This is a genomic window from Actinacidiphila acidipaludis, from assembly GCF_019890725.1.
In the GTDB taxonomy this organism is placed as follows: domain Bacteria; phylum Actinomycetota; class Actinomycetes; order Streptomycetales; family Streptomycetaceae; genus Actinacidiphila; species Actinacidiphila acidipaludis.
Map to the genome: position 1 here is coordinate 1 of NZ_JAINZZ010000040.1, position 21197 is coordinate 21197.

At 73.5% G+C, this 21197-nt stretch carries 17 protein-coding genes and 2 pseudogenes; 13 read left to right on the forward strand and 6 right to left on the reverse strand.

Features of this window, described 5'->3' with window-relative positions; genetic code table 11:
• Nucleotides 1-264, reverse strand: a pseudogene (locus tag K7862_RS25575) (hypothetical protein); the annotation flags it as partial.
• A gap of 217 nt (nucleotides 265-481) precedes the next feature.
• Here K7862_RS25575 and def point away from each other — a divergent pair.
• From def to K7862_RS25590, 3 genes are all read left to right on the forward strand, one after another.
• Nucleotides 482-1027: a peptide deformylase gene (gene def / locus K7862_RS25580; RefSeq protein WP_222966585.1), complete on the forward strand. Its 546-nt coding sequence runs from the start codon at nucleotides 482-484 to the stop codon at nucleotides 1025-1027.
• A 73-nt stretch (nucleotides 1028-1100) separates the two neighbouring features.
• Nucleotides 1101-2033: a methionyl-tRNA formyltransferase gene (gene fmt / locus K7862_RS25585; RefSeq protein ID WP_222966587.1), complete on the forward strand. Its 933-nt coding sequence runs from the start codon at nucleotides 1101-1103 to the stop codon at nucleotides 2031-2033.
• 54 nt (nucleotides 2034-2087) lie between these two features.
• A complete protein-coding gene (locus K7862_RS25590) occupies nucleotides 2088-3530 on the forward strand; it encodes an RsmB/NOP family class I SAM-dependent RNA methyltransferase (protein ID WP_222966589.1) in 1443 nt (480 codons plus the stop codon).
• A gap of 134 nt (nucleotides 3531-3664) precedes the next feature.
• On the opposite strand, the gene K7862_RS25595 is transcribed toward K7862_RS25590, so the two are convergent.
• Nucleotides 3665-5845 carry an MMPL family transporter gene (locus K7862_RS25595; protein WP_262413781.1) on the reverse strand — a complete coding sequence of 727 codons (2181 nt, stop codon included), beginning with the start codon at nucleotides 5843-5845 and terminating at the stop codon, nucleotides 3665-3667.
• 191 nt (nucleotides 5846-6036) lie between these two features.
• Here K7862_RS25595 and rpe point away from each other — a divergent pair, with 191 nt between their 5' ends.
• From rpe to K7862_RS25610, 3 genes are all read left to right on the forward strand, one after another.
• A complete protein-coding gene (gene rpe, locus K7862_RS25600) occupies nucleotides 6037-6702 on the forward strand; it encodes a ribulose-phosphate 3-epimerase (RefSeq protein ID WP_222966591.1) in 666 nt (221 codons plus the stop codon).
• Between the two features lie 171 nt (nucleotides 6703-6873).
• Nucleotides 6874-7860, forward strand: a complete 987-nt coding sequence (locus K7862_RS25605) for a sugar-binding transcriptional regulator (protein WP_262413792.1) — start codon at nucleotides 6874-6876, stop codon at nucleotides 7858-7860.
• Nucleotides 7861-7909: 49 nt separating this feature from the next.
• The gene (locus K7862_RS25610; protein WP_222966593.1) at nucleotides 7910-8257 is read left to right on the forward strand and encodes a barstar family protein; all 348 of its coding nucleotides are present in this window, start codon (nucleotides 7910-7912) and stop codon (nucleotides 8255-8257) included.
• On the opposite strand, the gene K7862_RS25615 is transcribed toward K7862_RS25610, so the two are convergent.
• On the reverse strand, nucleotides 8235-9230 hold the full coding sequence (locus K7862_RS25615; RefSeq protein WP_222966595.1) for a magnesium and cobalt transport protein CorA: 996 nt from the start codon (nucleotides 9228-9230) through the stop codon (nucleotides 8235-8237). The genes K7862_RS25610 and K7862_RS25615 overlap by 23 nt on opposite strands.
• Before the next feature lie 163 nt (nucleotides 9231-9393).
• Between K7862_RS25615 and K7862_RS25620 the strand changes: the two are divergent.
• A pseudogene (locus tag K7862_RS25620) lies at nucleotides 9394-10457 on the forward strand (cation diffusion facilitator family transporter).
• 86 nt (nucleotides 10458-10543) lie between these two features.
• Here the strand turns inward: K7862_RS25620 and K7862_RS25625 are convergent.
• Entirely contained in the window at nucleotides 10544-11698 is a 1155-nt protein-coding gene (locus K7862_RS25625) for a site-2 protease family protein (RefSeq protein ID WP_222966597.1), read from the reverse strand.
• A 100-nt stretch (nucleotides 11699-11798) separates the two neighbouring features.
• Complete coding sequence (locus K7862_RS25630) at nucleotides 11799-12875, reverse strand: alcohol dehydrogenase catalytic domain-containing protein (protein WP_222966599.1); 1077 nt, start codon at nucleotides 12873-12875, stop codon at nucleotides 11799-11801.
• A gap of 267 nt (nucleotides 12876-13142) precedes the next feature.
• On the opposite strand from K7862_RS25630, the gene K7862_RS25635 reads away from it, so the two are divergent.
• The 5 genes from K7862_RS25635 (at nucleotide 13143) to K7862_RS25655 (ending at nucleotide 19197) form a co-directional block, all read left to right on the forward strand.
• The gene (locus K7862_RS25635) at nucleotides 13143-14582 is read left to right on the forward strand and encodes a GuaB1 family IMP dehydrogenase-related protein (protein WP_222966601.1); all 1440 of its coding nucleotides are present in this window, start codon (nucleotides 13143-13145) and stop codon (nucleotides 14580-14582) included.
• A gap of 43 nt (nucleotides 14583-14625) precedes the next feature.
• Nucleotides 14626-15081, forward strand: a complete 456-nt coding sequence (locus K7862_RS25640; protein WP_222966603.1) for an Lrp/AsnC family transcriptional regulator — start codon at nucleotides 14626-14628, stop codon at nucleotides 15079-15081.
• Between the two features lie 223 nt (nucleotides 15082-15304).
• Nucleotides 15305-16393 (forward strand): PRC and DUF2382 domain-containing protein, encoded by a 1089-nt coding sequence (locus tag K7862_RS25645; RefSeq protein WP_222966605.1) that lies wholly within the window; start codon nucleotides 15305-15307, stop codon nucleotides 16391-16393.
• A gap of 237 nt (nucleotides 16394-16630) precedes the next feature.
• Entirely contained in the window at nucleotides 16631-17449 is an 819-nt protein-coding gene (locus K7862_RS25650) for a carbon-nitrogen hydrolase family protein (protein WP_222966607.1), read from the forward strand.
• A 44-nt stretch (nucleotides 17450-17493) separates the two neighbouring features.
• Entirely contained in the window at nucleotides 17494-19197 is a 1704-nt protein-coding gene (locus K7862_RS25655; protein ID WP_222966609.1) for a flavin monoamine oxidase family protein, read from the forward strand.
• On the opposite strand, the gene K7862_RS25660 is transcribed toward K7862_RS25655, so the two are convergent.
• The gene (locus tag K7862_RS25660; RefSeq protein ID WP_222966611.1) at nucleotides 19158-19931 is read right to left on the reverse strand and encodes a DUF5995 family protein; all 774 of its coding nucleotides are present in this window, start codon (nucleotides 19929-19931) and stop codon (nucleotides 19158-19160) included. The genes K7862_RS25655 and K7862_RS25660 overlap by 40 nt on opposite strands.
• A gap of 175 nt (nucleotides 19932-20106) precedes the next feature.
• On the opposite strand from K7862_RS25660, the gene K7862_RS25665 reads away from it, so the two are divergent.
• Nucleotides 20107-20949, forward strand: coding sequence for a helix-turn-helix transcriptional regulator (locus tag K7862_RS25665; protein ID WP_222966613.1), 843 nt, complete (start codon nucleotides 20107-20109; stop codon nucleotides 20947-20949).
• Nucleotides 20950-21197 lie beyond the last annotated feature (248 nt).

Here is a 21197-nt window from a genome sequence, read left to right on the forward strand (position 1 = left end):
CGACCGGTCGAAGTCGACCGCCGCGGTGACCAGCGACTCGACGCTGTCGCGCAGTTCCTGCGCCAGCCGCACGGTCGGGGCCGGCGCCCGCCCGTAGACCACGAATCCGGTCGCGGGACCGCTGCGGCGCGGGCGGTAGACGTTGCCCAGCTGGGCGGTCAGCGTCCGCAGCGCGTCCACCTGGCGGCGGACTCTCTCGATGTCCCGCACCAGCAGGTGCAAGGTGGCCCGGGCCTGGGCGTCATGGGTTGCGTGGTCGGGCATCAACAGGCCTCTCCAACCGGCGGTACGAGGAACGGGTCGTGTGCATGATTGACCCGATTTCGGTCAAACTCTCTTGACCAACGCGCCACCTCCCCCGGTGGTCACGCCCGCAGGGGCGCGGCTCGGCCGCCGGGGGGCGCGCGTCGGCGCGTGCACCCCCCGGCCCCGGCCGCCCTAGAATTGACCCCCGCCCCACGTCGCCGCCCCTGGAGACCCCGTGCCCGTCAAGCCCATCCGCCTGTTCGGCGATCCGGTGCTGCGCATGACGGCGCAGCCCGTGACGACGTTCGACCGCGAACTGCGCACCCTGGTCAAGGACTTGACCGACACCATGCGCGACGCCCCCGGTGCGGGCCTTGCCGCGCCCCAACTCGGCGTCTCCCTGCGGGTGTTCACCTACTTCCTGGACGGAGAGCCGGGTCATCTGGTCAACCCGGACCTCACGCTCAGCGAGGAGCAGCAGGACGGCCCCGAGGGCTGCCTGTCGCTGCCGGGGCTGACCTACGACTGCAAGCGGGCGCACGGCGTGGTCGCCAGGGGCTTCAACGAGTACGGCGACCCGGTCACCGTCGAGGGCACCCAGCGCCTCGCCCGCTGCATACAGCACGAGACCGACCACCTCGACGGCGTCATCTTCATCGACCGGCTGGACGCCGGGCAGCGCAAGGCCGCGCTGCGGGCGATCCGGGAGGCCGACTGGGCCGACGGCGCCGGCCCGCAGGTCAAGGTCTCCCCGCACAGCACCTTCGGCCGGGCCCTGTGAGGCCGTTCCGCCGGCGGCCCGGAGCCCCGGCCCCGCACCGCCACCGCGTCAACCGAGAGGCACACCCCGCACGATGAGGCTCGTCTTCGCCGGCACCCCCGAGGTCGCCGTACCCGCCCTGGACGCCCTGCTCGCCTCGTCCCGACACGAGGTCGTCGCCGTCGTCACCCGGCCCGACGCGACCGCCGGACGCGGCCGCCGACTGATGGCCAGCCCGGTCGCGCAGCGCGCGGAGGAGGCCGGAATCGAGGTGCTCAAGCCGGAACGGCCGCGCGACGAGGACTTCCTGGCCCGGCTGCGCGACATCGCCCCCGACTGCTGCCCGGTCGTCGCCTACGGCGCGCTGCTGCCCAAGGCCGCCCTGGAGGTGCCCGCCCGGGGCTGGGTCAACCTGCACTTCTCGCTGCTGCCCGCCTGGCGCGGCGCGGCCCCCGTGCAGCACGCGGTGATGGCCGGCGACGAGGTCACCGGCGCCGCCACCTTCCTGATCGAGCAGGGCCTGGACTCCGGCCCGGTGTACGGCGTGATCACCGAGGAGATCCGTCCCGTGGACACCAGCGGCGACCTGCTCAGCCGCCTCTCGCACAGCGGCGCCCGGCTGCTGGCCGCCACCATGGACGGCATCGAGACCGGCGAACTGGTGGCCCGGCCGCAGCCCGCCGACGGCATCACCCTCGCACCCAAGATCACCGTCGAGGACGCGGCCGTCGACTGGGCCGCCCCGGCGCTGCGCGTCGACCGCCTCATCCGCGGCTGCACCCCCGCACCGGGCGCCTGGACGCTGACCGAGGGCGAGCGTCTCAAGCTCGGACCGGTCCGGCTCGCCCCCGACCGCACCGACCTGGCGCCCGGGGAGATCGCGGTCGCCAAGAACGCCGTGCACGTCGGCACCGGCAGCCACGCCGTCGAACTCGGCGAGGTCCAGGCCGTCGGCAAGAAGCGGATGGCCGCCGCCGACTGGGCCCGCGGCACCCGCCTCACCTCCGGCGCCCGGCTCGGCGGGTAGCGCCGTACGCTGGACGTTCGACCGCGCACCACAGACATCCGGAGCACCTTTCACGTGAACCACCAGCCGCGCCGCCCGCAGGGCAAGCCGTACCGGCGACCGCAGCGCGACCCCGTCAGGATCCTGGCGTTCGAGGCACTGCGCGCGGTGGGGGAGCGGGACGCCTACGCCAACCTCGTGCTGCCCGCGCTGCTGCGCTCCGCCGAGGAGGAGGCGGCCGCCAAGGGCCGGACCTTCGACCGGCGGGACGCCGCGCTCGCCACCGAACTGGTCTACGGCACCCTGCGGCACCAGGGTACCTACGACGCGGTGATCGCCGCGTGCGTGGACCGGCCGCTGCGCGAGGTCGACCCGCCGGTGCTGGACGTCCTCGCGCTCGGCGCGCACCAGTTGCTCGCCACCCGCATCCCGCCGCACGCCGCCGTCTCCGCGACCGTGGAGCTGGCGCGCGTCGTCCTGGGCGACGGGCGCGCGAAGTTCGTCAACGCCGTGCTGCGGCGGGTGAGCGCCCACGACCTCGACGAGTGGCTCGACCGCGTCGCGCCGCCCTGGGACGAGGACCCCGAGGACCATCTGGCCGTGGTGCACGCGCACCCGCGCTGGATCGTCTCCGCCCTGTGGGACGCCCTCGGCGGCGGCCGGGCGGGCATCGAGGAACTCCTCGCCGCCGACAACGAGCGGCCCGAGGTCACGCTGGTGGCGCGGCCGGGCCGGTCCACCCCGCAGGAGATCGCCGGCTCGCTGCCGGACGGCGCCGCCGAGCCCGGGCGCTGGTCGCCCTACGCCCTGCGGCTCGCCGAGGGCGGCGACCCGGCCGCCGTCGCGGCCGTGCACGAGGGCCGGGCCGGAGTGCAGGACGAGGGCAGCCAGCTCGTCGCGGCCGCCCTCGCCGCCGCGCCACTGGAGGGCCGCGACACCCGCTGGCTCGACGGCTGCGCGGGACCCGGCGGCAAGGCCGCCCTCCTCGCGGCGCTCGCCGCGCAGCGCGGCGCCCAACTGGTCGCCGCGGAGAAGCAGCCGCACCGCGCCCGGCTGGTCGGCCGCGCGCTTTCCGGCAACCCCGGCCCGTACCAGGTCGTCGTGGCCGACGGCACCCGCCCGGCCTGGGCGCCCGGCTCCTTCGACCGGGTCCTGGTCGACGTGCCCTGCACCGGACTCGGCGCCCTGCGCCGCCGTCCCGAGGCCCGCTGGCGGCGGCGCCCGGAGGACCTGGCCGGCTTCGGGCCGCTGCAGCGTGCCCTGCTGACGGAGGCGCTGGACGCGGTGCGGGTCGGCGGCGTCGTCGGCTACGCGACCTGCTCCCCGCACCTGGCCGAGACCCGCGCCGTGGTCGACGACGTGCTGCGCGGCGGCCGTGCGCCGGCCGCCGAACTCATCGACGCCCGCCCGCTGTTCGCAGGCGTCCCCGAGCTGGGCGACGGTCCCGACGTCCAGCTCTGGCCGCATCTGCACGGCACCGACGCGATGTATCTCGCGCTGCTGCGCCGCACCGCCTGACGACCTTCCGCGCGGGGGACGGCGGGGACTGCGCCGACGGCGACGGCCGGCCTCACGGCCCTCGCGGGGCGGGAGGCCGGCCGTCGTGTGCTCCGGGCCCGTTCGGACGCGCGGTTCCGTCCGGGCGTGCGGGCCTACCGGGGCTCGACCGTGACGTCCTCGCGCGGTGCGCGCGGCGCCGTGCCGGTGGGCGCCGAGGCCGGCCGGCTCGGCCACCACACGCGGTCGCCGAGGTCGAGGGTGATCGCGGACACCAGCACCGAGCGCACCACGAAGGTGTCGAGCAGCACGCCGAAGGCGACCGCGAAGCCGATCTCGGCGAAACCGACCACCGGCAGGGTGCCCAGCACGGCGAAGGTGCCGGCGAGCACCAGGCCCGCCGAGGTGATCACGCCGCCGGTCGCCGCCAGGCCGATGCGCACACCGTCGCGGGTGCCGTGCAGCGCGCTCTCCTCGCGGATCCGGGTCATCAGGAAGATGTTGTAGTCGATGCCCAGCGCCACCAGGAACACGAAGACGAACAGCGGGAACGACGTGTCCTCGCCCGCGTAGTCGAAGACGTGCTTGAAGGCGAGGGCGCTCACCCCCAGCGCCGCCGCGAACGACAGCACCACGGTGCCGATGAGCACCAGCGGCGCGATCACCGCCCGCAGCAGCGCGCCGAGGATCAGCAGCACCACCACCAGGATGAGCGGGATGAGCAGGACGTCGTCGTGGCCGGAGGCCTCGGAGGTGTCCTTGATGACGGCCGCCCCGCCGCCCACCTCGGCGTCCGCGCCCGGGATCGCGTGCAGGGTGGTGCGCGCCTGGTCGACCGCGGTCCGCGCGGCGTCGCTGTCCGGCGGATCGGAGAGCGTGGCCTCCAGGTAGACCTTGCCGTTCTTCACCGGGGGCACCCCGGGCGGTGTGCCGACCGTCCCGGGCACGACGCCCTTGACCGCGCCGAGAGCGGACTTCACCCGGGACGCCGCGCCCTGGTCGGCGATGATCACCAGGGGCTGGCCGCCGCCGGCCGGGAAGTACTTCACCTGTATGTGCTGGCCGACGACCGAGTCGGGCGTGTCGGTGAAGCTGTCGGCCTGGGCCAGTCCCGAGGCGTCGAGCGAGAACAGGCCGAAGGCGAGCGCGCCCAGCACGGCCACGGTGGTCACCCACACGGTGCGCGGGCGGCGGCTCACCCGGTCGCCGATCCGCGACCACAGCCCGGTCCTGGTCGGCTCAGGGGTGCCCACGTGCGGGACGACCGGCCAGAAGACCCAGCGGCCGAAGATCACCAGCAGGGCAGGGAAGAGCGTGACCATCGCGAGCAGGGCGACAACGACGCCGACGGCCGCGACCGGGCCCAGCCCGGAGGTGGAGTTCATCTCGGCGGCCAGCAGGCACAGCATGCTCAGCGCCACGGTCGCCGCACTGGCGATGACGGCCGGGCCCGCGCGGTGCAGGGCCAGCGCCATCGCCTCGTGGCGGTCCTCGTGCCGGCGCAGCTCCTCCCGGTAGCGGGCCACGAGCAACAGCGCGTAGTCCGTTCCCGCGCCGAACACCAGCACCGTCAGGATGCCCGCGCTCTGGGCGTTGACGACCAGGCCGGCGTGCCGGGCGAGCAGATAGATCGCCGCCTCGGCGGTGAACAGCGCGCCCACCACCGAGAGCACCGGGAGCAGCAGCAGGCTCAGGCTCCGGTAGGTGATCAGCAGGATGACGACGACCACCCCGAGCGCCGAGAACAGCAGGGTGCCGTCGATGCCGGCGAAGGCCTCGTTGGAGTCCGCGGCGAAGCCGCCGGGTCCGGTGATGTGCACCTGCAGGCCGCTGCTGCTCTCGCCGGTGCTGGCCCGGATCTCCTTCACCGCGTCCGACAGCGAGGTCCAGCCGCTCTCGTCCGTCACGACGGGGACGATGAACTGGGCGGCCACCGGGTTCTGCGGCCGGTTGAACTGGGGGCCGATGAGCCGGCTGCCGACGATGCCGTGGGCGGTCATCGCCCTGACCGCGGCCGCGTCCTTGGTGATCTTCGCGGTGTCGGCCTGCGTCAGGCCGCCGGTCCGCGCGTAGACGACGACGGCCGGCGCGGACTCCGGCACGAAGGACTTCTGCAGGTTGAGCACCTGCGTCGACTCGGCCTTGCCCGGCAGCCAGCTCGCCGCGTCGTTCTTCTCCGCGTCGTTGAGTTTCTGCGCCAGTGGGGAGACCGCCACCAGCACGATGATCCACACCGCGAGGACGACCCACTTGCTGCGCCGCCCGCACACGAGGTGTGCGATGCCCCGGGACGCGGACAGCCTGGTGCTGCCCGCTCCGTCTTTTCCGCCCGCCATGACCGCGATCCCCCTGGTTCGCTCGTGGTGTCCCCCGTGGCCGCCGTACACCTGTACGGCGGTGGCCAGGGACCAGCATGGCACTGCCCGCGCCGAAATTCCGGCAGGTTCCCGCCTCCGCCTGTCACCGCCGGGGGCGCCGGGGCCCGGGGCGGGTCCCGGCGGGACGGCGGATCTGCTTTGCTGGGCATATGAGCGTGCAGATCAGCCCCAGCATCCTTTCCGCAGACTTCGCCCGCCTCGCCGAGGAGGCCCAGGCGGTCGAGGGGGCCGACTGGCTCCATGTCGACGTGATGGACAACCACTTCGTGCCGAACCTGACGCTGGGTGTCCCGGTCGTCGAGGCGCTGCGGAAGGCCACCGGGATCCCGCTGGACTGCCACCTGATGATCGAGCAGCCCGACCGCTGGGCGCCGGCGTACGTGGAGGCGGGTGCGGGCTCGGTGACCTTCCACGCGGAGGCGGCCGCCGCCCCGGTCCGGCTGGCCCGGGAGATCCGCGCGAAGGGCGCCCGCGCGTCGATGGCGCTGAAGCCGGCGACGCCGATCGAGCCCTACGAGGACCTGCTGCCGGAACTCGACATGCTGCTGATCATGACGGTGGAACCGGGCTTCGGCGGGCAGGCGTTCCTCGACATCATGCTGCCGAAGATCCGCCGCACCCGGGCCCTGATCGAACGGCACGGTCTGGAGATGTGGCTGCAGGTCGACGGCGGGGTCTCGGCGGAGACGATCGAGCGCTGCGCGGAGGCCGGGGCGGACGTCTTCGTCGCGGGGTCCGCGGTGTACGGGACCGACGATCCGGCCGCCGCGGTCAAGGCGCTGCGCGAGCAGGCGACGTCGGCCTGCGCGCACTGAGGGCGGCCCGCTGACGGGAGCGAGGACTTCTTGGTGGTGCCCGGTGAATGTATGCGGACCAACGGAAGGCTACGCGCCCGTAACCGCGGGCGTCTGCGAGGATGAGCGCGAAGTGGATCAGATGGGCTACTGGGGAGTGGCGACGTGAGCACAGGCCGCACACAGATGCGCATGGGCCCCGGCGAGATGGTCCAGGCGGCGGCGATGGCGCGTCGCTTCTATCTGGAGGGCAAGTCGAAGATCCAGATCGCCGAGGAGTTCGGGGTCAGCCGGTTCAAGGTGGCGCGGGTCCTGGAGACCGCCCTCGAACGCGATCTGGTCCGCATCGAGATCCGGGTGCCGGCCGAGCTCGACGCCGAACGCTCGGACGCCCTGCGCGCGCACTACGGGCTGCGGCACGCCGTCGTGGTGGAGACGCCGCCGGACCAGGCGGACGCCCCGGACCCGGAGAACCTCGGGGCGGTCGCCGCCGGCCTGCTCGGCGAGCTGGTCAGCGACGGTGACGTCCTGGGCCTGGCCTGGGGCCGGTCCATCATCACCATGGCGAACGCCCTGGACCGCCTCGCGCCGTGCACGGTCGTGCAGTTGACGGGTGTGTACGACGTCGGCACCGCGGAACGCGGCTCGGTGGAGGCGGTCCGGACCGCCGCGGCCGTCTCCGGCGGGGAGGCCCACCCGCTGTACGCGCCGATGGTGCTCGCCGACCCCGCCACCGCGGCCGCGCTGCGCGCGCAGAGCCAGATCGCCGCGGCCATGGGCTACTTCGACAAGGTCACCGTCGCGGTGGTGTCCATCGGGTCGTGGGCGCCCGGCATCTCCACCGTGCACGACGCGCTCAGCGACGAGGAACGCGAGCACTACGCCGGACTCGGCGTGGCCGCGGAGATGTCCTCCCACCTGTTCGACGCGCACGGCCGCCGGGTCGGGCGGGACCTCGGCGAGCGCTGCATCACCATCGAGGCGGACCGGCTGCGCCGGATCCCCGAGGTGCTGGCGATCGCCGGCGGTATGCGCAAGGCGGCCGCGATCGACGCGGTGCTGCGCTCCGGCCTGGTCACCAGCCTCGTCACCGACACCGCCGCGGCCGACCACCTGCTGCACTCCACCGGGCCCGCGCCGCGCCCGGCCCTGGACCGCGCGGACCCCGACGGGCTCTGAGGCGGCGCGCTGCCACGGCGAAGATGATCATGTGTGGCAGCATCTGCCCATGTTCGTGCTCGACCTGACGGGGGTCGGCGACCGGCAGGCGTTCATGGACCGCTGCTCCGCCGACCTGCGCCTACCCCCCTGGTTCGGCCGCACCTGGGACACGCTCGCCGACTGTCTCACCGACCTGTCCTGGTGGCCTCCCGAGACCGGGGCGCGCCGGCTGTACGTCCGCGGCTGGCGCCACTTCGCCGGGGCGTGCCCGCGGGAGTGGCGGATCGTCAGGGACGTGCTGCGGGACGCCGAGCACTTCTGGCGGCGCACCGGCACGGAACTCGCCGTGGTGCTGGAGGAGGCGCCGGAGCGGGGTGCGGCGGCCAGCGCCGCTACATCCAGCCCTGACGCTTGAACAGCCGGTACAGCGCCGCCACCAGAATCGCCATCAGCGCGATGACCAGCGGGTACGACACCTCCCAGTGCAGTTCCGGCATGTGGTCGAAGTTCATGCCGTAGATGCCCGCGATCAGCGTGGGTACCGCCGCCATGGCGGCCCAGGCGGAGATCTTCCGCATGTCGTCGTTCTGCTGGACGCTGATCTGCGCCAGGTGCGCCGAGAGGATGTCCGAGACCAGCCGGTCCAGGCCCTCCACGGACTCGTTGACCCGGGCGAGATGTTCGCCGATGTTGTGGAAGAACGGCCGTGCCTCGTCGCTCACCTGGGGCACCTGCTCGCCGAACGGCCCGAGTCCCGTGAGGGTGTTCAGCGGCTGCGCGAGCGGTTCCGCGGCCCGCTGGAACTCCATGATCTGGCGCTTGAAGCCGTAGATCCGCGGCGCGGTGTCGCGGGTTCTGCCACCGGTCCCGGAGAACACCTCGGACTCCAACTCCTCCAGGTCGATGTGGAGTTCGGAGGCGACCTGCTCGTAGTGGTCGACCACGGCGTCGGTGATGCCGTACATCACCGCCGTCGGGCCCTTGCCCAGCCGCTCGGGGTTCTGTTCCAGGCGTCTGCGGAGCGTGGTCAGCGGCGAGCCCCGGCCGTGGCGGACCGTCAGCACGTAGGACTCGCCGAGGAAGATCATCAGCTCCTGGCCGAAGACCCGGTCGGTGTCGGGTGCGTAGTCCAGCGGCTTGAGCACCAGGAACAGCGCGTCGTCGTAGATCTCCAGCTTCGGCCGCTGATGGGCCTTCAGAGCGTCCGCGACCGCCAGCGGGTGCAGCCCGAACTGATCGCTGACCCGGTCGAACTCCTCGCGCGCCGGCTCGTACAGCCCCACCCAGACGAAGCCGTCGACCGCGCGGGCCGCCGAGAGGGCGTCGGAGAAATGCTGCGGACGGTCCATGCGCCGCCCCTCGCGGTAGACCGCCCAGTCAACGATCACGAGACTCCCTCCGTCCGGCGCTCTCCCACCGATTCGACCAGTTCCCCGTCCCCGGAACGGGCGCGGCACCCGGCAGCGCGCGGGAATTACGCCCGGTGGGCGGTGCCGGAGCGCCGGGCGACGCCTGCGCCCGCCCGGGGCGCCGGGGTTCTACGGTCGGTCCATGAGCGCAGACGACGAGTCGCGGCCGGAGCCGGAGCCGGAGCCGGGGACGGGGACGGGTGAGGACGGCGCCGCGGCGAGTGGCGGGGCGGGCGGGGGCCGGGGGCCGGTCCGCAGTCCCAGCGTCGGCTCCTCCGGCGGTCCCGGCGCCGGCGGTTCCACCGCCACCGTGCTCGTGGCGGCCGGCGCCAACTTCGGCGTCGCCCTGGCCAAGGGCGTGGCCGGCGTCCTCAGCGGGTCCAGCGCGATGCTGGCCGAGGCCGCGCACTCGGTGGCCGACACCATCACCGAGATCCTGCTGCTGACGGCCCTCAGACGCAGCCGCAGGCCCGCCGACGAGGACCACCCGCTGGGCCACGGGCCGGAGCGCTACATCTGGGCGCTGCTGGGGTCCGTCGCCACTTTCGTCGGCGGCGGTGTCTTCGCCCTCTACGACGGGGTGCACTCGCTCGTGCACAGCGAGAGCCCGGGCAGTCCCGTCGCCTCCTACCTCGTGCTGGCCGCGGCGTTCCTGCTGGAGGGGTTCTCCCTGCGCACCGGGCTGAAGCAGGCGGGCGGGCCGCGTACTTCCGCGTCCCGGTGACGAGCTACCTCCAGCAGACCCCGGACACGGCCGTGAAGGCGGTCGTCCTGGAGGACACGGCGGCGCTGGTCGGCCTGGTGCTCGCCGCGCTGGGTCTGCTGGGCGACCAGCTCACCGGGTCCGGCGTGTGGGACGGCGTCGCCTCCATCCTCATCGGGCTGCTGCTCGTGCTCGTGGCCCTGATCCTGGGCCGCGCCAACACCGACCTGCTCATCGGCCGGGCCCTGCCGGCGCCCATGCGGGACGCGGTCCGCAGGGAACTGCTCGCCGTCCGGCACATCGAGAGCGTCCTGGAGCTCACCACGCTGGTCCAGGGCCCTGGGGAGATCCTCATCGCTGCGAAGATCGACTTCCGGGACGTCTCCACCTCCGACCAGATCGAGTGGGCCTGCGAGGAGGCGGAGACCCGGCTGCGACGGCTCATCCCGGCGGTCAGACGCGTCTACCTGGACCCGACGCCGCCCCGCACCCCGGCGCGCTGAACCGGCCGCCGACGGCGCGTCCGGGGTGTCCGGGGTGGCCGCGCTGTCCCGGGAGACCCGGCGGGATGCCGGCGGCGCGCGTGCGGTCAGCGCCAGCGCGGCGGGGCCGCCGGGCCGCGGGCCGTGCGGCCGGTCGCACGCCGCTCGAAGAGGTGGTCCAGGTCGCGCGGGGTCACGATCCCCACCAGACGCAGCCCGTCCATGACCAGGATCAGCAGGCCCAGCCGGGTGCGGATGCCCTGCACCACCTCGTTGAGCTCGTCGTCGGGACGGGCCACCGTGCACTGCGACAGCGGCGCGGCGATGTCCCGGAGACGGATGTCCGCCCGGCGGTCGGCCGGGACCATGGCGGCGTCGCGCAGGGCCACGACGCCGGTGGGGCTGCCGTTGAGGTCGGTCAGCGGCAGGACCGCGTGACCGGACTGTCCGGCGTCGCCCTCCAGGAAGCGCTCGACGGTCAGCCAGTCCGAGGCGGTGGTCACCGGGCTGGACATGGCATCGCCCACCCGCACCCCGCGCAGCGCCGCGTTGACCGCCACGCGTTTGCGCTCGACGCCCGCGGTGAACGTGATGAACAGGCCGATGACGGCCAGCCACAGCGCCCCCGGCGCGCCGCGCAGGATGAGGAGCCAGCCGGCCGCGACGATCAGCGCCCCGACGATCTGCCCGCCGCGGTCGGCGGCCATCTCCGAGCGGTCGCGGTCCCCGGTGACCAGCCAGATCACCGCGTGCAGCACCCGGCCGCCGTCCAGCGGCACCGCGGGCAGCAGGTTGAAGACCCCGATCAGCAGGTTCGCCCAGCCGAGCCAGGCCAGCAGCGCCGCCGGCAGCGACCAGCCCGCCACCGGGTGCAGGCCCACGGCCGCGCCGAGCACCGCCCCGCCGATGACCAGGCTGACCACCGGCCCGCTGATCGCCACGGTCAGCGCCACCCGGGCCTGCCGTGCCCGCCCCATCCGGGTCACCCCGCCCAGCGCCCACAACGTCACGTCCTCGACGTCGATGCCGCTGCGGCGGGCGACGACCGCGTGGGCCGCCTCGTGCAGCAGCAGGCTGGCCGCGAGCAGCACGGTGCCGAGCGCGGCGCAGGCCGCGTACACCGTCGAGGACCGGTCGGGCACCCAGGCGCGCAGCGTGCCGCTGCCCAGGCCGTAGCCGATCACCACGAGCAGCACCGGAACGCTCCAGTGCAGACGCAGCGGTACCCCGAAGATCCGCCCGATCCTGAACGAGCCCGACATGGAGTCCTTCTTCCGGGGCCCGGGGACGCCGTGCGGCGGGACTGTCGGCACGGCCCGGTGCTTCCAGCGTCCCTCGGTCGGCGCGCCGGGGCCACAGCGGTCAGACGGCGGGGCCCGCGCGCAGGGTCAGCTCGTCGTGCGACGGCTCACCGAGGACCACCTTGAGCGCGCCGGTGTCGGCGGCCCGGGCGAAGACGTCGTACGCCTCCTCCATCTGCCCCAGCTCGAAGAGGTGGGTGACCAGCGAGGCGGTGGGCAGCCTGCGGTCGGTGAGCATGCCCAGCAGGGTCGGCGTGGAGGAGGTGTCGACCAGCCCGGTGCGGATCGTCAGGTTCCTGCTCCACAGCTGCTCCAGGTGCAGCATGGCCGGCTGCCCGTGCACCCCGACGTTGGCGAGATGACCGCCGGGCCGGACCATGCGGGTGCACAGCTCGAAGCTGGCCGGCAGGCCCACGGCCTCGATCACCACGTCCGCCCCCAGCCCGCCGGTCAGGTCGGCGACCAGCGGCTCGCTCTCGGAGACGGTGGCGATCGCGTCCGCCCCCATGTGCTTGGCGGCCTCCAGCCGGGCCGCCACCAGGTCCACGGCGATGACCCGGGACGGCGAGAAGAAGTGCGCGGTGGCGATCGCCGCCAGTCCCACCGGCCCGGCCCCGACCACGACCACGGTGTCACCGGGCCGCACCCGGCCGTTGAGCACGCCCACTTCGTAGCCCGTCGGGAAGATGTCGGAGAGCAGCACGGCGTCCCTGGCGGGCACCGCTTCCGGCAGCGAGTGCAGGGACATGTCGGCGAACGGCACCCGCACGTACTCGGCCTGCGTGCCGTCGATGGTGTGGCCGAGGATCCAGCCGCCGCCCCCGCGGCACTGGCTGTACATGCTCTCGCGGCAGAACGGGCAGTGGCCGCAGGGGCTGATGCAGGAGACCAGCACCCGGTCGCCGGGCCGGATCCGGCGGACCCCGCTGCCGGTCTCCACCACCTCGCCCACCGCCTCGTGCCCCAGCACCGTGCCCGGCGGCACGTCCGGTACGTCGCCGGCCAGGATGTGCAGGTCGGTGCCGCAGATGGTGGTGGCCTCGACGCGCACGATGGCGTCCGAGGCGTCCTGGAGCGCGGGGTCGCGCGCGTCCTGCCAGGCCGAGCGGCCCGGGCCGCCGAAGACGAGTGCTTTCATGACGGTCCTCCTCGCTTCCACGGGTGGCTGTTTCCGGCTACGGTTCCAGCCTCCTCGCGCGCGCCCGGCCTCGCACGGCCAGCGCCGGTCTGGACGAAACGACCAAACGCGCGGGCCCGGGATGGGGGAACGTACAGAGATCCGCCGGAACGTCGCACGATCGGCCGCCGTCCAGGATGATGGCGTAGGAGCCACAGGTCGGTGACGTGCTGCTCCGGTCCTGACTCCCCGCCCGCTGTTGGTGTACCCGCAGGTGAGAGAGTCGAGATGCGTTTCCTTAACGATGCCCAGCCCGCGTACGACCTGACGTACGACGATGTCTTCATGGTGCCGAGCCGCAGTGCGGTGGGCTCCCGCCAGGCGGTGGACCTCCGGTCCCCGGACGGCACGGGCACCACCATTCCGCTGGTGGTGGCCAACATGACCGCCATCGCCGGCCGCCGGATGGCCGAGACGGTCGCCCGCCGCGGCGGGCTCGTCGTCATCCCGCAGGACATCCCGATCGACGTCGTCACCGACGTGGTCGCCTACGTCAAGCAGCGCCACCTGGTGCTCGACACCCCGATCACCCTCGCGCCCACGCAGACCGTCGCGGACGCCCTCGCGCTGCTGCCCAAGCGCGCGCACGGCGCCGGAGTCGTCGTCGAGGACGGCCGGCCGGTCGGCGTGGTCACCGAGTCGGACCTGACCGGGGTGGACCGCTTCACCCAGCTCTCCCAGGTGATGTCCGCCGACCTGCTGCTCCTGGACGCCGCGATCGACCCGCGGGACGCCTTCAACCGGCTGGAGGACGCGCACCGCAAGCTCGCCCCGGCGGTGGACGCCGACGGCCGGCTGGCCGGCATCCTCACCCGCACGGCCGCGCTCCGCGCGACCCTCTACGACCCGGCGGTCGACGCCCACGGACGGCTGCGGATCGCGGCCGCCGTCGGGATCAACGGCGACGTGGCCGGCAAGGCCAAGCAGCTGCTGGACGCCGGGGTCGACACCCTCGTCGTGGACACCGCCCACGGCCACCAGGAGTCGATGCTCGCCGCGGTCCGCGCGGTGCGCGCCCTCGACCCGCGGGTGCCCGTCGTCGCGGGCAACGTGGTCGCCGCCGACGGCGTGCGCGACCTGATCGAGGCGGGCGCCGACATCGTCAAGGTCGGGGTCGGTCCCGGCGCGATGTGCACCACCCGCATGATGACCGGCGTGGGCCGCCCGCAGTTCTCCGCGGTGCTGGAGTGCGCGGCCGAGGCCCGCAGGCTCGGCAAGCACGTCTGGGCCGACGGCGGTGTGCGGCACCCGCGCGACGTGGCCATGGCGCTGGCGGCCGGCGCGTCCAACGTGATGATCGGCTCCTGGTTCGCCGGCACCTACGAGTCGCCCGGCGACCTCCAGCAGACGGCGGACGGCCGGCTGTACAAGGAGTCCTTCGGCATGGCCTCCGCGCGGGCGGTGCGCAACCGCACCAGCGAGGAGTCCGGGTACGACCGGGCCCGCAAGGCGCTGTTCGAGGAGGGCATCTCCACCTCGCGGATGTTCCTCGACCCGGTCAGGCCCGGCGTGGAGGACCTGATCGACGCGATCGTCGCGGGCGTCCGCAGCTCGTGCACCTACGCCGGCGCTGCCTCGCTGGCGGAGTTCGCCGAGCGGGCCGTGGTCGGTGTGCAGAGCGCCGCGGGCTACGCCGAGGGCAAGCCGCTGCACGTCAGCTGGCAGTAGGCCGGGCACGGCGGCCGGGGCGGCCGCGTGCGACACTCCCGACGTGCCGCTGAACGAACTCGACGAACGCATCGTCCACGCCCTGGCCGCCGACGCGCGCCGGTCCTACGCCGACATCGGCGCGGAGGTCGGGCTGTCCGCGCCCGCCGTCAAGCGCCGGGTCGACCGGCTGCTGGCGGCGGGCGCGATCACCGGCTTCACGGTGCGGGTCGACCCGGCCGCGCTGGGCTGGCAGACCGAGGCGCTGGTCGAGCTGTACTGCCGGCACAACACCTCGCCCTCGGACATCCGGCGCGGCCTCGCCCGCTACCCGGAGGTGGCGTCCGCGTCCACGGTGACAGGGGAGGCGGACGCGGTCGTCCAGGTCTTCGCCGAGGACGTGCGCCACTTCGAGCAGGTGCTCGAGCGCATCGCCGGCGAGCCCTTCGTGACCCGGACCAAGTCGGTGCTGGTGCTGTCGCCGCTGCTGCGCCGCTACGGGGCTGGCTCCCCGGACTGAGTTCCGGGAGCCCGCCCCGCAGCCGCGGCGGGCGTCCCGTCTCTTCCGGCCCGGCCCGGCCCGGCCCGGAAGACCCTCCTCTCCTGACCACCCGAACGGCATCCCCTCAGCGCCAAATGTCCGGATTATTGATAAACGGGATGTTTTGACTACCCGGCTGGGGTAACGCGCTGGGGTGAGGTCCGATCGGAGATCGGCCACGGCAGTCCCTCGAGGAGGCGACATGATCACGCGCGAGCAGATATCCCAGGTCGTGGGCCATCCGGTCCATGACTCCGCGGGAAAGAAGATCGGCGACGCCAAGCACATGTACCTGGACGACGCCACCGGCAATCCCGAGTGGGTCACGGTGAAGACCGGGTTCTTCGGCAACAACGAGACCTTCGTGCCGACCCGCTCTGCCCGGCTGGTCCAGGACCACCTGGAGATCCCGTACGACAAGGACAAGGTGAAGGGCGCGCCGAACGTCGACGTCGACTCGGGCGGACACCTCTCGGTCGAGGAGGAGCGGCACCTGTACCGCTACTACGGACTGGAGAGCACGGGAGCCGCGGCCGGTGAGAAGGCGGCGGCCGCGGGGGCTGCCGGCACGGCGGCGGGGACCTCGGGCAGGCACGCGAAGTCCGGCACCCAGCCGGGCATGGACACCGCGGGCGGCAAGGGCATGGGCACCGGACCCGACATGGCCGCGGACGCCGGACCCAAATCCGGCCCGTCGGCCGGTATGCGCGAGAGCGCCGGCACCGGCAAGTCCTCCGGCACCGCCATGTCCGGCAGTGAGGCGGGCGCCGGGACCGGCACCGGCATCGCGGCCGAAGGCACGGCGACCGGTCAGCGCGGCACCCAGCAGGACCTCGGCAAGAGCGGTCTCGCCGAGGGCGACGAGCTGATCCGCTGCGAGGAGGAGATGTCGGTCAACGTCGAGCGGCACGCCTCCGGCCGGGCCAGGATCCACAAGTTCGTCGAGGTCGAGGACGTCGAGCGGACCGTGCCGATCCGGCACGAGGAGGTGCGGCTGGTACGCGAGCCGATCACCGACGCGACCCGTGCCGGGATGGACGTCCCGGAGATCTCCGAGGGCGACCAGTGGATCACCCTGCACGAGGAGGAGGCGATCGTCGACACGCACGTGGTGCCCAAGGAGCGCGTGCGGATGCGCGTCGAGGAGCACACCGAGCAGAAGACGATCCACGGCCGGGTGCGCAAGGAGCGCATCGAGTCCGACATGGGCTCCGACATGGGCATGGACGACACCGGCAAGGGAACCCGGGAGGCCGGCCAGCAGGGGCGCAAGGATCAGCGCTTCCAGTGACGGCCCGCTCCTGACCGCGGTCGTCCGGCCGCGGACCCACTCCCGCACGGCGGGCGCCCGCACCTGAGATCAGGGTGCGGGCGCCCGCCGTGCCGCAACGAATCGCCGGATCGGCCGGAAAAGACGCAACGGATCACCCATCGGACCGCAATGTTCGTCCCTTCCGTTCGCCGGGTACTGCCACGTACCGTCGAAGGTGCGTCCGCACACCCCACCTGACCAGGCGAAAGAGGCCCCATGGCGTCGTTGCGCACCGCCCTGCTGCAAGGCCCGAGCGGCGTACCCGGCAGCGTCGGCGAGAGCCTGCGGGTCCTGGACGACGCCGCCGGGCGGGCCGCCGCGCAGGGCGCCCGGCTGCTGGTGACCGGCGAGATGTTCCTGACCGGCTACGCGCTCGGCGACCGCGTCGCCGCCCTCGCCGAGCCCGCCGACGGCCCCTCGGCCGCGCGGGTCGACGCGATCGCCGCCCGGCACGGCGTCGCGATCGCGTACGGCTGGCCCGAGCGCGAGGCCGCGGAGGACGGGGCGCGGGCACGGGTCTTCAACTCGGTCCGCCTCGTCGGGCCGGACGGCGCCGGCCTGGCGGTCTACCGCAAGACGCATCTGTTCGGCGCGTACGAGCAGCGGGAGTTCACCCCCGGCGACGTGCCGCTCGTCCAGGCCACCGTCGACGGTGTCCGGATCGGCCTGCTCATCTGCTACGACGTGGAGTTCCCCGAGGCCGTGCGGGCGCACGCGCTGGCCGGCACCGAACTGCTCGCCGTGCCCACCGCCCTCATGCGGCCCTACGAGTTCGTCCCGCAGGTCCTCGTGCCCACCCGGGCGTACGAGAACGGCATGTACGTGGCCTACGCCAACCGCTGTGGTCCGGAGGGGGAGTTCGACTTCACCGGGCTGAGCTGCCTGGCCGGGCCGGACGGCGTGGCACGTGCCCGGGCCGGCGCCGGCCCCGACCTGGTCGTGGCCGCCGCCGATCCCGAGGCGATCCGCGCGGCCCGCGCCGAGACGCCCTATCTCACCGACCGCAGGCCGGAGCTGTACCGCTCCCTGGGCTGAACCCCCGCACACCGCCGCGTCCGTACGACCAGGAGAACCGCCCCATGACGTCCGTGCCCACCGCCGTCCACGACGAGCAGCACATCGAGGCGCAGGCACAGCCGGCCATCACGATGTTCGGCCCCGACTTCCCCTACGCCTACGACGACTTCCTCGCCCACCCGGCCGGGCTCGGCGCGGTGCCCCCCACCGAGCACGGCACCGAGGTCGCGGTGATCGGCGGCGGCCTGTCCGGGATCGTGGCCGCGTACGAGCTGATGAAGATGGGCCTGCGGCCGGTGGTCTACGAGGCCGACCGGATCGGCGGACGGCTGCGCACCGTCGGCTTCGACGGCTGCGACCCGGGCCTGACCGCCGAGATGGGCGCGATGCGGTTCCCGCCGTCCTCCACCGCCTTCCAGCACTACGTCGACCTGGTCGGCCTGGAGACCAGGCCGTTCCCCAACCCGCTGGCCCCCGACACCCCGTCGACCGTCGTGGACCTCAAGGGCGAGACGCACTACGCGACGTCCGTGGAGGACCTGCCCGAGGTCTACCACCAGGTCATGCACGCCTGGAACGCCTGCCTGGAGGACGGCGCGGACTTCTCCGCGATGCAGCACGCCCTGCGCACCCGCGACGTGCCGAAGATCCGCGAGATCTGGTCGGCGCTGGTGGAGAAGCTGGACAACCAGACCTTCTACGGGTTCCTCTGCGACTCGCCCGCCTTCGCGTCCTTCCGGCACCGCGAGATCTTCGGCCAGGTCGGCTTCGGCACCGGCGGCTGGGACACCGACTTCCCCAACTCCATCCTGGAGATCCTGCGGGTCGTCTACACCGGCGCGGACGACGACCACCGCGGCATCGTCGGCGGCAGCCAGCAGCTCCCGCTGCGGCTGTGGGAGCGCGAGCCGGACAAGCTGCTGCACTGGCCGCGCGGCACCTCGCTGCGGTCCCTGCACGGCGGCGACCCGCGGCCCGCGGTCACCGGGCTGCACCGCACCGCGGGCAACCGGATCACCGTCACCGACTCCTCGGGCGACATCCACACCTACCGCGCGGCGATCTTCACCGCCCAGAGCTGGATGCTGCTGTCGAAGATCGCCTGCGACGACTCGCTCTTCCCGATCGACCACTGGACGGCCATCGAACGCACCCACTACATGGAGTCCAGCAAGCTGTTCGTGCCCGTCGACCGGCCGTTCTGGCTCGACAAGGACCCGCGCACCGGGCGCGACACCATGTCGATGACGCTCACCGACCGGATGACCCGCGGCACCTACCTGCTCGACGACGGCCCGGACCGGCCGGCCGCGATCTGCCTGTCCTACACCTGGTGCGACGACAGCCTGAAGTGGCTGCCGCTGAGCGCGCACGAGCGGATGGAAGTCATGCTCAAGTCGCTCGGCGAGATCTATCCCGGCGTGGACATCAGGAAGCACATCATCGGCAACCCGGTGACCGTCTCCTGGGAGAACGAGCCCTACTTCATGGGCGCGTTCAAGGCCAACCTGCCCGGCCACTACCGTTACCAGCGGCGGCTGTTCACCCACTTCATGCAGGACGCCCTGCCCGCCGACAAGCGCGGGATCTTCCTGGCCGGCGACGACGTCTCGTGGACCGCGGGCTGGGCCGAGGGGGCGGTGCAGACCGCGCTGAACGCGGTCTGGGGCGTGATGCACCACCTCGGCGGCGCGACCGACCCGCTCAACCCGGGCCCGGGAGACGTCTACGACGAGATAGCCCCGGTCGTGCTGCCGGAGGACTGAGGGACGAGCTGCTTCAGGCGGGGGCGGGGGCGGGGCCGACGCCGGGGGAGGGGCAGCGGCGCGAGGAGGAGGCGGCCGGTGAGGGCCACCGTGGCGTCCAGCAGGCCGGCGCACTCCTCGTACGCCTCGCCGTGCCGCCGCAGCATCCACAGCAGCCGTGCGGTCGCCCACGCGCCGTCCCGCGCCCTGGCCAGGCTCCAGGCCCCGGCGAGGTGGGTGAGCGGTTCGGCCGACTCCAGCAGGTCGGGGCCCGGCATCAGCCGCTCGCGCACCCGGGTCTCGATCAGCGCGAGCACCTCGCCGACGCGGTCGAAGTCGGCCTCCAGCGACGGCAGCCGGCGCCCGGTGGCGCGGCCCGTGTCGACCACCGCCAGCGGCAGGTCGTGCCCGACGTGCGCGTTGATGCCTGCCAGCGCGAACTGCAGCGCGTGCACGCCCGGTTCGGACCGCCGCCGGAGCAGCAGGCGCCAGCAGTCCGGTGCCCGGCGGCCGCCGCTCCCGTCACGCCCCACCGCGTCCAGGTAGCGGCCCGCGAACCGCACGGCCAGCGCGGCGGCGGTCCCAGGATCGGCGAACCCGCCCGCCGCCAGCCGCCGTCCGATCTCCTCGGTGACGGCGAGGTACACGCCGTTGAACACGGCCACGCCGTCGTCCGGCGGCAGCACGGCCGCCAGGCCCCGCATCCGGGCCAGGACGCCGTCGAGGTCCGCGGGCGGCGCGGGCGCAGTCGTCATGGGTCCAGGCTCGGGACCGGCCGGCCCCCGCGTCCGCGCGGCGCGCCCGGGACCCCGCGGACGCCACCCGTGCGGGCGCGCCGCCCCGGGGGTCCGTCGGACGACGGGAGGAAACTCCTGATCCAGGGAGTACCGCTCCCTGGATAGCGTCCGTCCCCCGCCGCATCCTGGAAGCGTGGACCGAACAGAACTCGCCGACTTCCTCCGCCGCTGCCGCACCCGTCTGGCGCCCGCCGACGTGGGTCTGCCGGAGGGCGCCCGGCGGCGCACGCCTGGTCTGCGCCGCGAGGAGGTGGCGCAGCTCGCGGGGATGTCCGTGGACTACTACACGCGGCTGGAGCAGGCCAGGGGCCCGCACCCCTCCCGGCAGATGCTCTCCGCGGTGGGCCGGGCGCTGCGGCTGACCGCGGACGAGCGCGACTACCTGTTCCGGCTGGCCGGCGAGGAGCCGCCGCGGGAGTACGGCGGCAGCGGGCACGTGCGGCCCGGACTGCTGCTCATCCTGGACCGGCTGCACGACACGCCCGCCCAGGTGGTGAACGACATCGGCGACGTCCTGGCCCAGAACGCCATGTCCGCCGCGCTGTCCGGCGACGTCTTCGCCCGGCCGCCGCACCTGCGCAACGTGATCCGGCGGGCGTTCACCGATCCGGCGGCGCTGTCCCTGTTCCCGGAGGAGGACCACGAGACGCTGGGCCGCAGCCACGTGGCGAATCTGCGGGCGGTCCTCGCGGCGCGCCCCGACGACCCCCGGCCGGCCGCGCTGGTGTCCGAACTGCGGGCGGCCAGCCCGCGGTTCCGCCGGATGTGGGCGGAGCACGAGGTGGCGGTGCGGCGTTCGGACACCAAGCGCTTCCTGCACCCGGTGGTGGGCGAGCTGGAGCTCAACTGCGAGGTCCTGCTGAGCGCCGGGCACGACCAGCAGCTGATCGTCTACACCGCCCGGCCGGGCTCGGAGTCGTACCAGCGGCTGCAGTTGCTGCGCGTCGTCGGCCTGCAGGATCTGACGGTGAACTGACCCCGTCCGTCGGGATCCGGCCAGTGACGGTCCTCAACCGGCAAGCGGTGTGCGCATGGTGGCGGCGCCCTCCTGCCATTGCGTATTCGCGCGGCATCAATTGGTGCCTCGGGCGCCCAACAGCGCCGGGCGGCCCGCTAACGTTGAAGACACGGTCCGGCGGGCTCGATTCCCCCGTGCGCGCCCGCCGGACCCCTGACCTCCTGTTGCGAGACGACGTCCGCCGCGAGGTCTTCTCCTTTTCCCGG

Coding starts and splice junctions, on each gene's coding strand:
- K7862_RS25605 (WP_262413792.1), top strand. CDS start 6,874: ATGGGCCCCGGCGAGATGGTCCAGGCGGCGGCGATGGCGCGTCGCTTC.
- K7862_RS25630 (WP_222966599.1), bottom strand. CDS start 12,875: ATGAAAGCACTCGTCTTCGGCGGCCCGGGCCGCTCGGCCTGGCAGGAC.
- K7862_RS25655 (WP_222966609.1), top strand. CDS start 17,494: ATGACGTCCGTGCCCACCGCCGTCCACGACGAGCAGCACATCGAGGCG.
- K7862_RS25660 (WP_222966611.1), bottom strand. CDS start 19,931: ATGACGACTGCGCCCGCGCCGCCCGCGGACCTCGACGGCGTCCTGGCC.
- fmt (WP_222966587.1), top strand. CDS start 1,101: ATGAGGCTCGTCTTCGCCGGCACCCCCGAGGTCGCCGTACCCGCCCTG.
- rpe (WP_222966591.1), top strand. CDS start 6,037: ATGAGCGTGCAGATCAGCCCCAGCATCCTTTCCGCAGACTTCGCCCGC.
- K7862_RS25645 (WP_222966605.1), top strand. CDS start 15,305: ATGATCACGCGCGAGCAGATATCCCAGGTCGTGGGCCATCCGGTCCAT.
- K7862_RS25625 (WP_222966597.1), bottom strand. CDS start 11,698: ATGTCGGGCTCGTTCAGGATCGGGCGGATCTTCGGGGTACCGCTGCGT.
- K7862_RS25650 (WP_222966607.1), top strand. CDS start 16,631: ATGGCGTCGTTGCGCACCGCCCTGCTGCAAGGCCCGAGCGGCGTACCC.
- K7862_RS25595 (WP_262413781.1), bottom strand. CDS start 5,845: ATGGCGGGCGGAAAAGACGGAGCGGGCAGCACCAGGCTGTCCGCGTCC.
- K7862_RS25610 (WP_222966593.1), top strand. CDS start 7,910: ATGTTCGTGCTCGACCTGACGGGGGTCGGCGACCGGCAGGCGTTCATG.
- K7862_RS25635 (WP_222966601.1), top strand. CDS start 13,143: ATGCGTTTCCTTAACGATGCCCAGCCCGCGTACGACCTGACGTACGAC.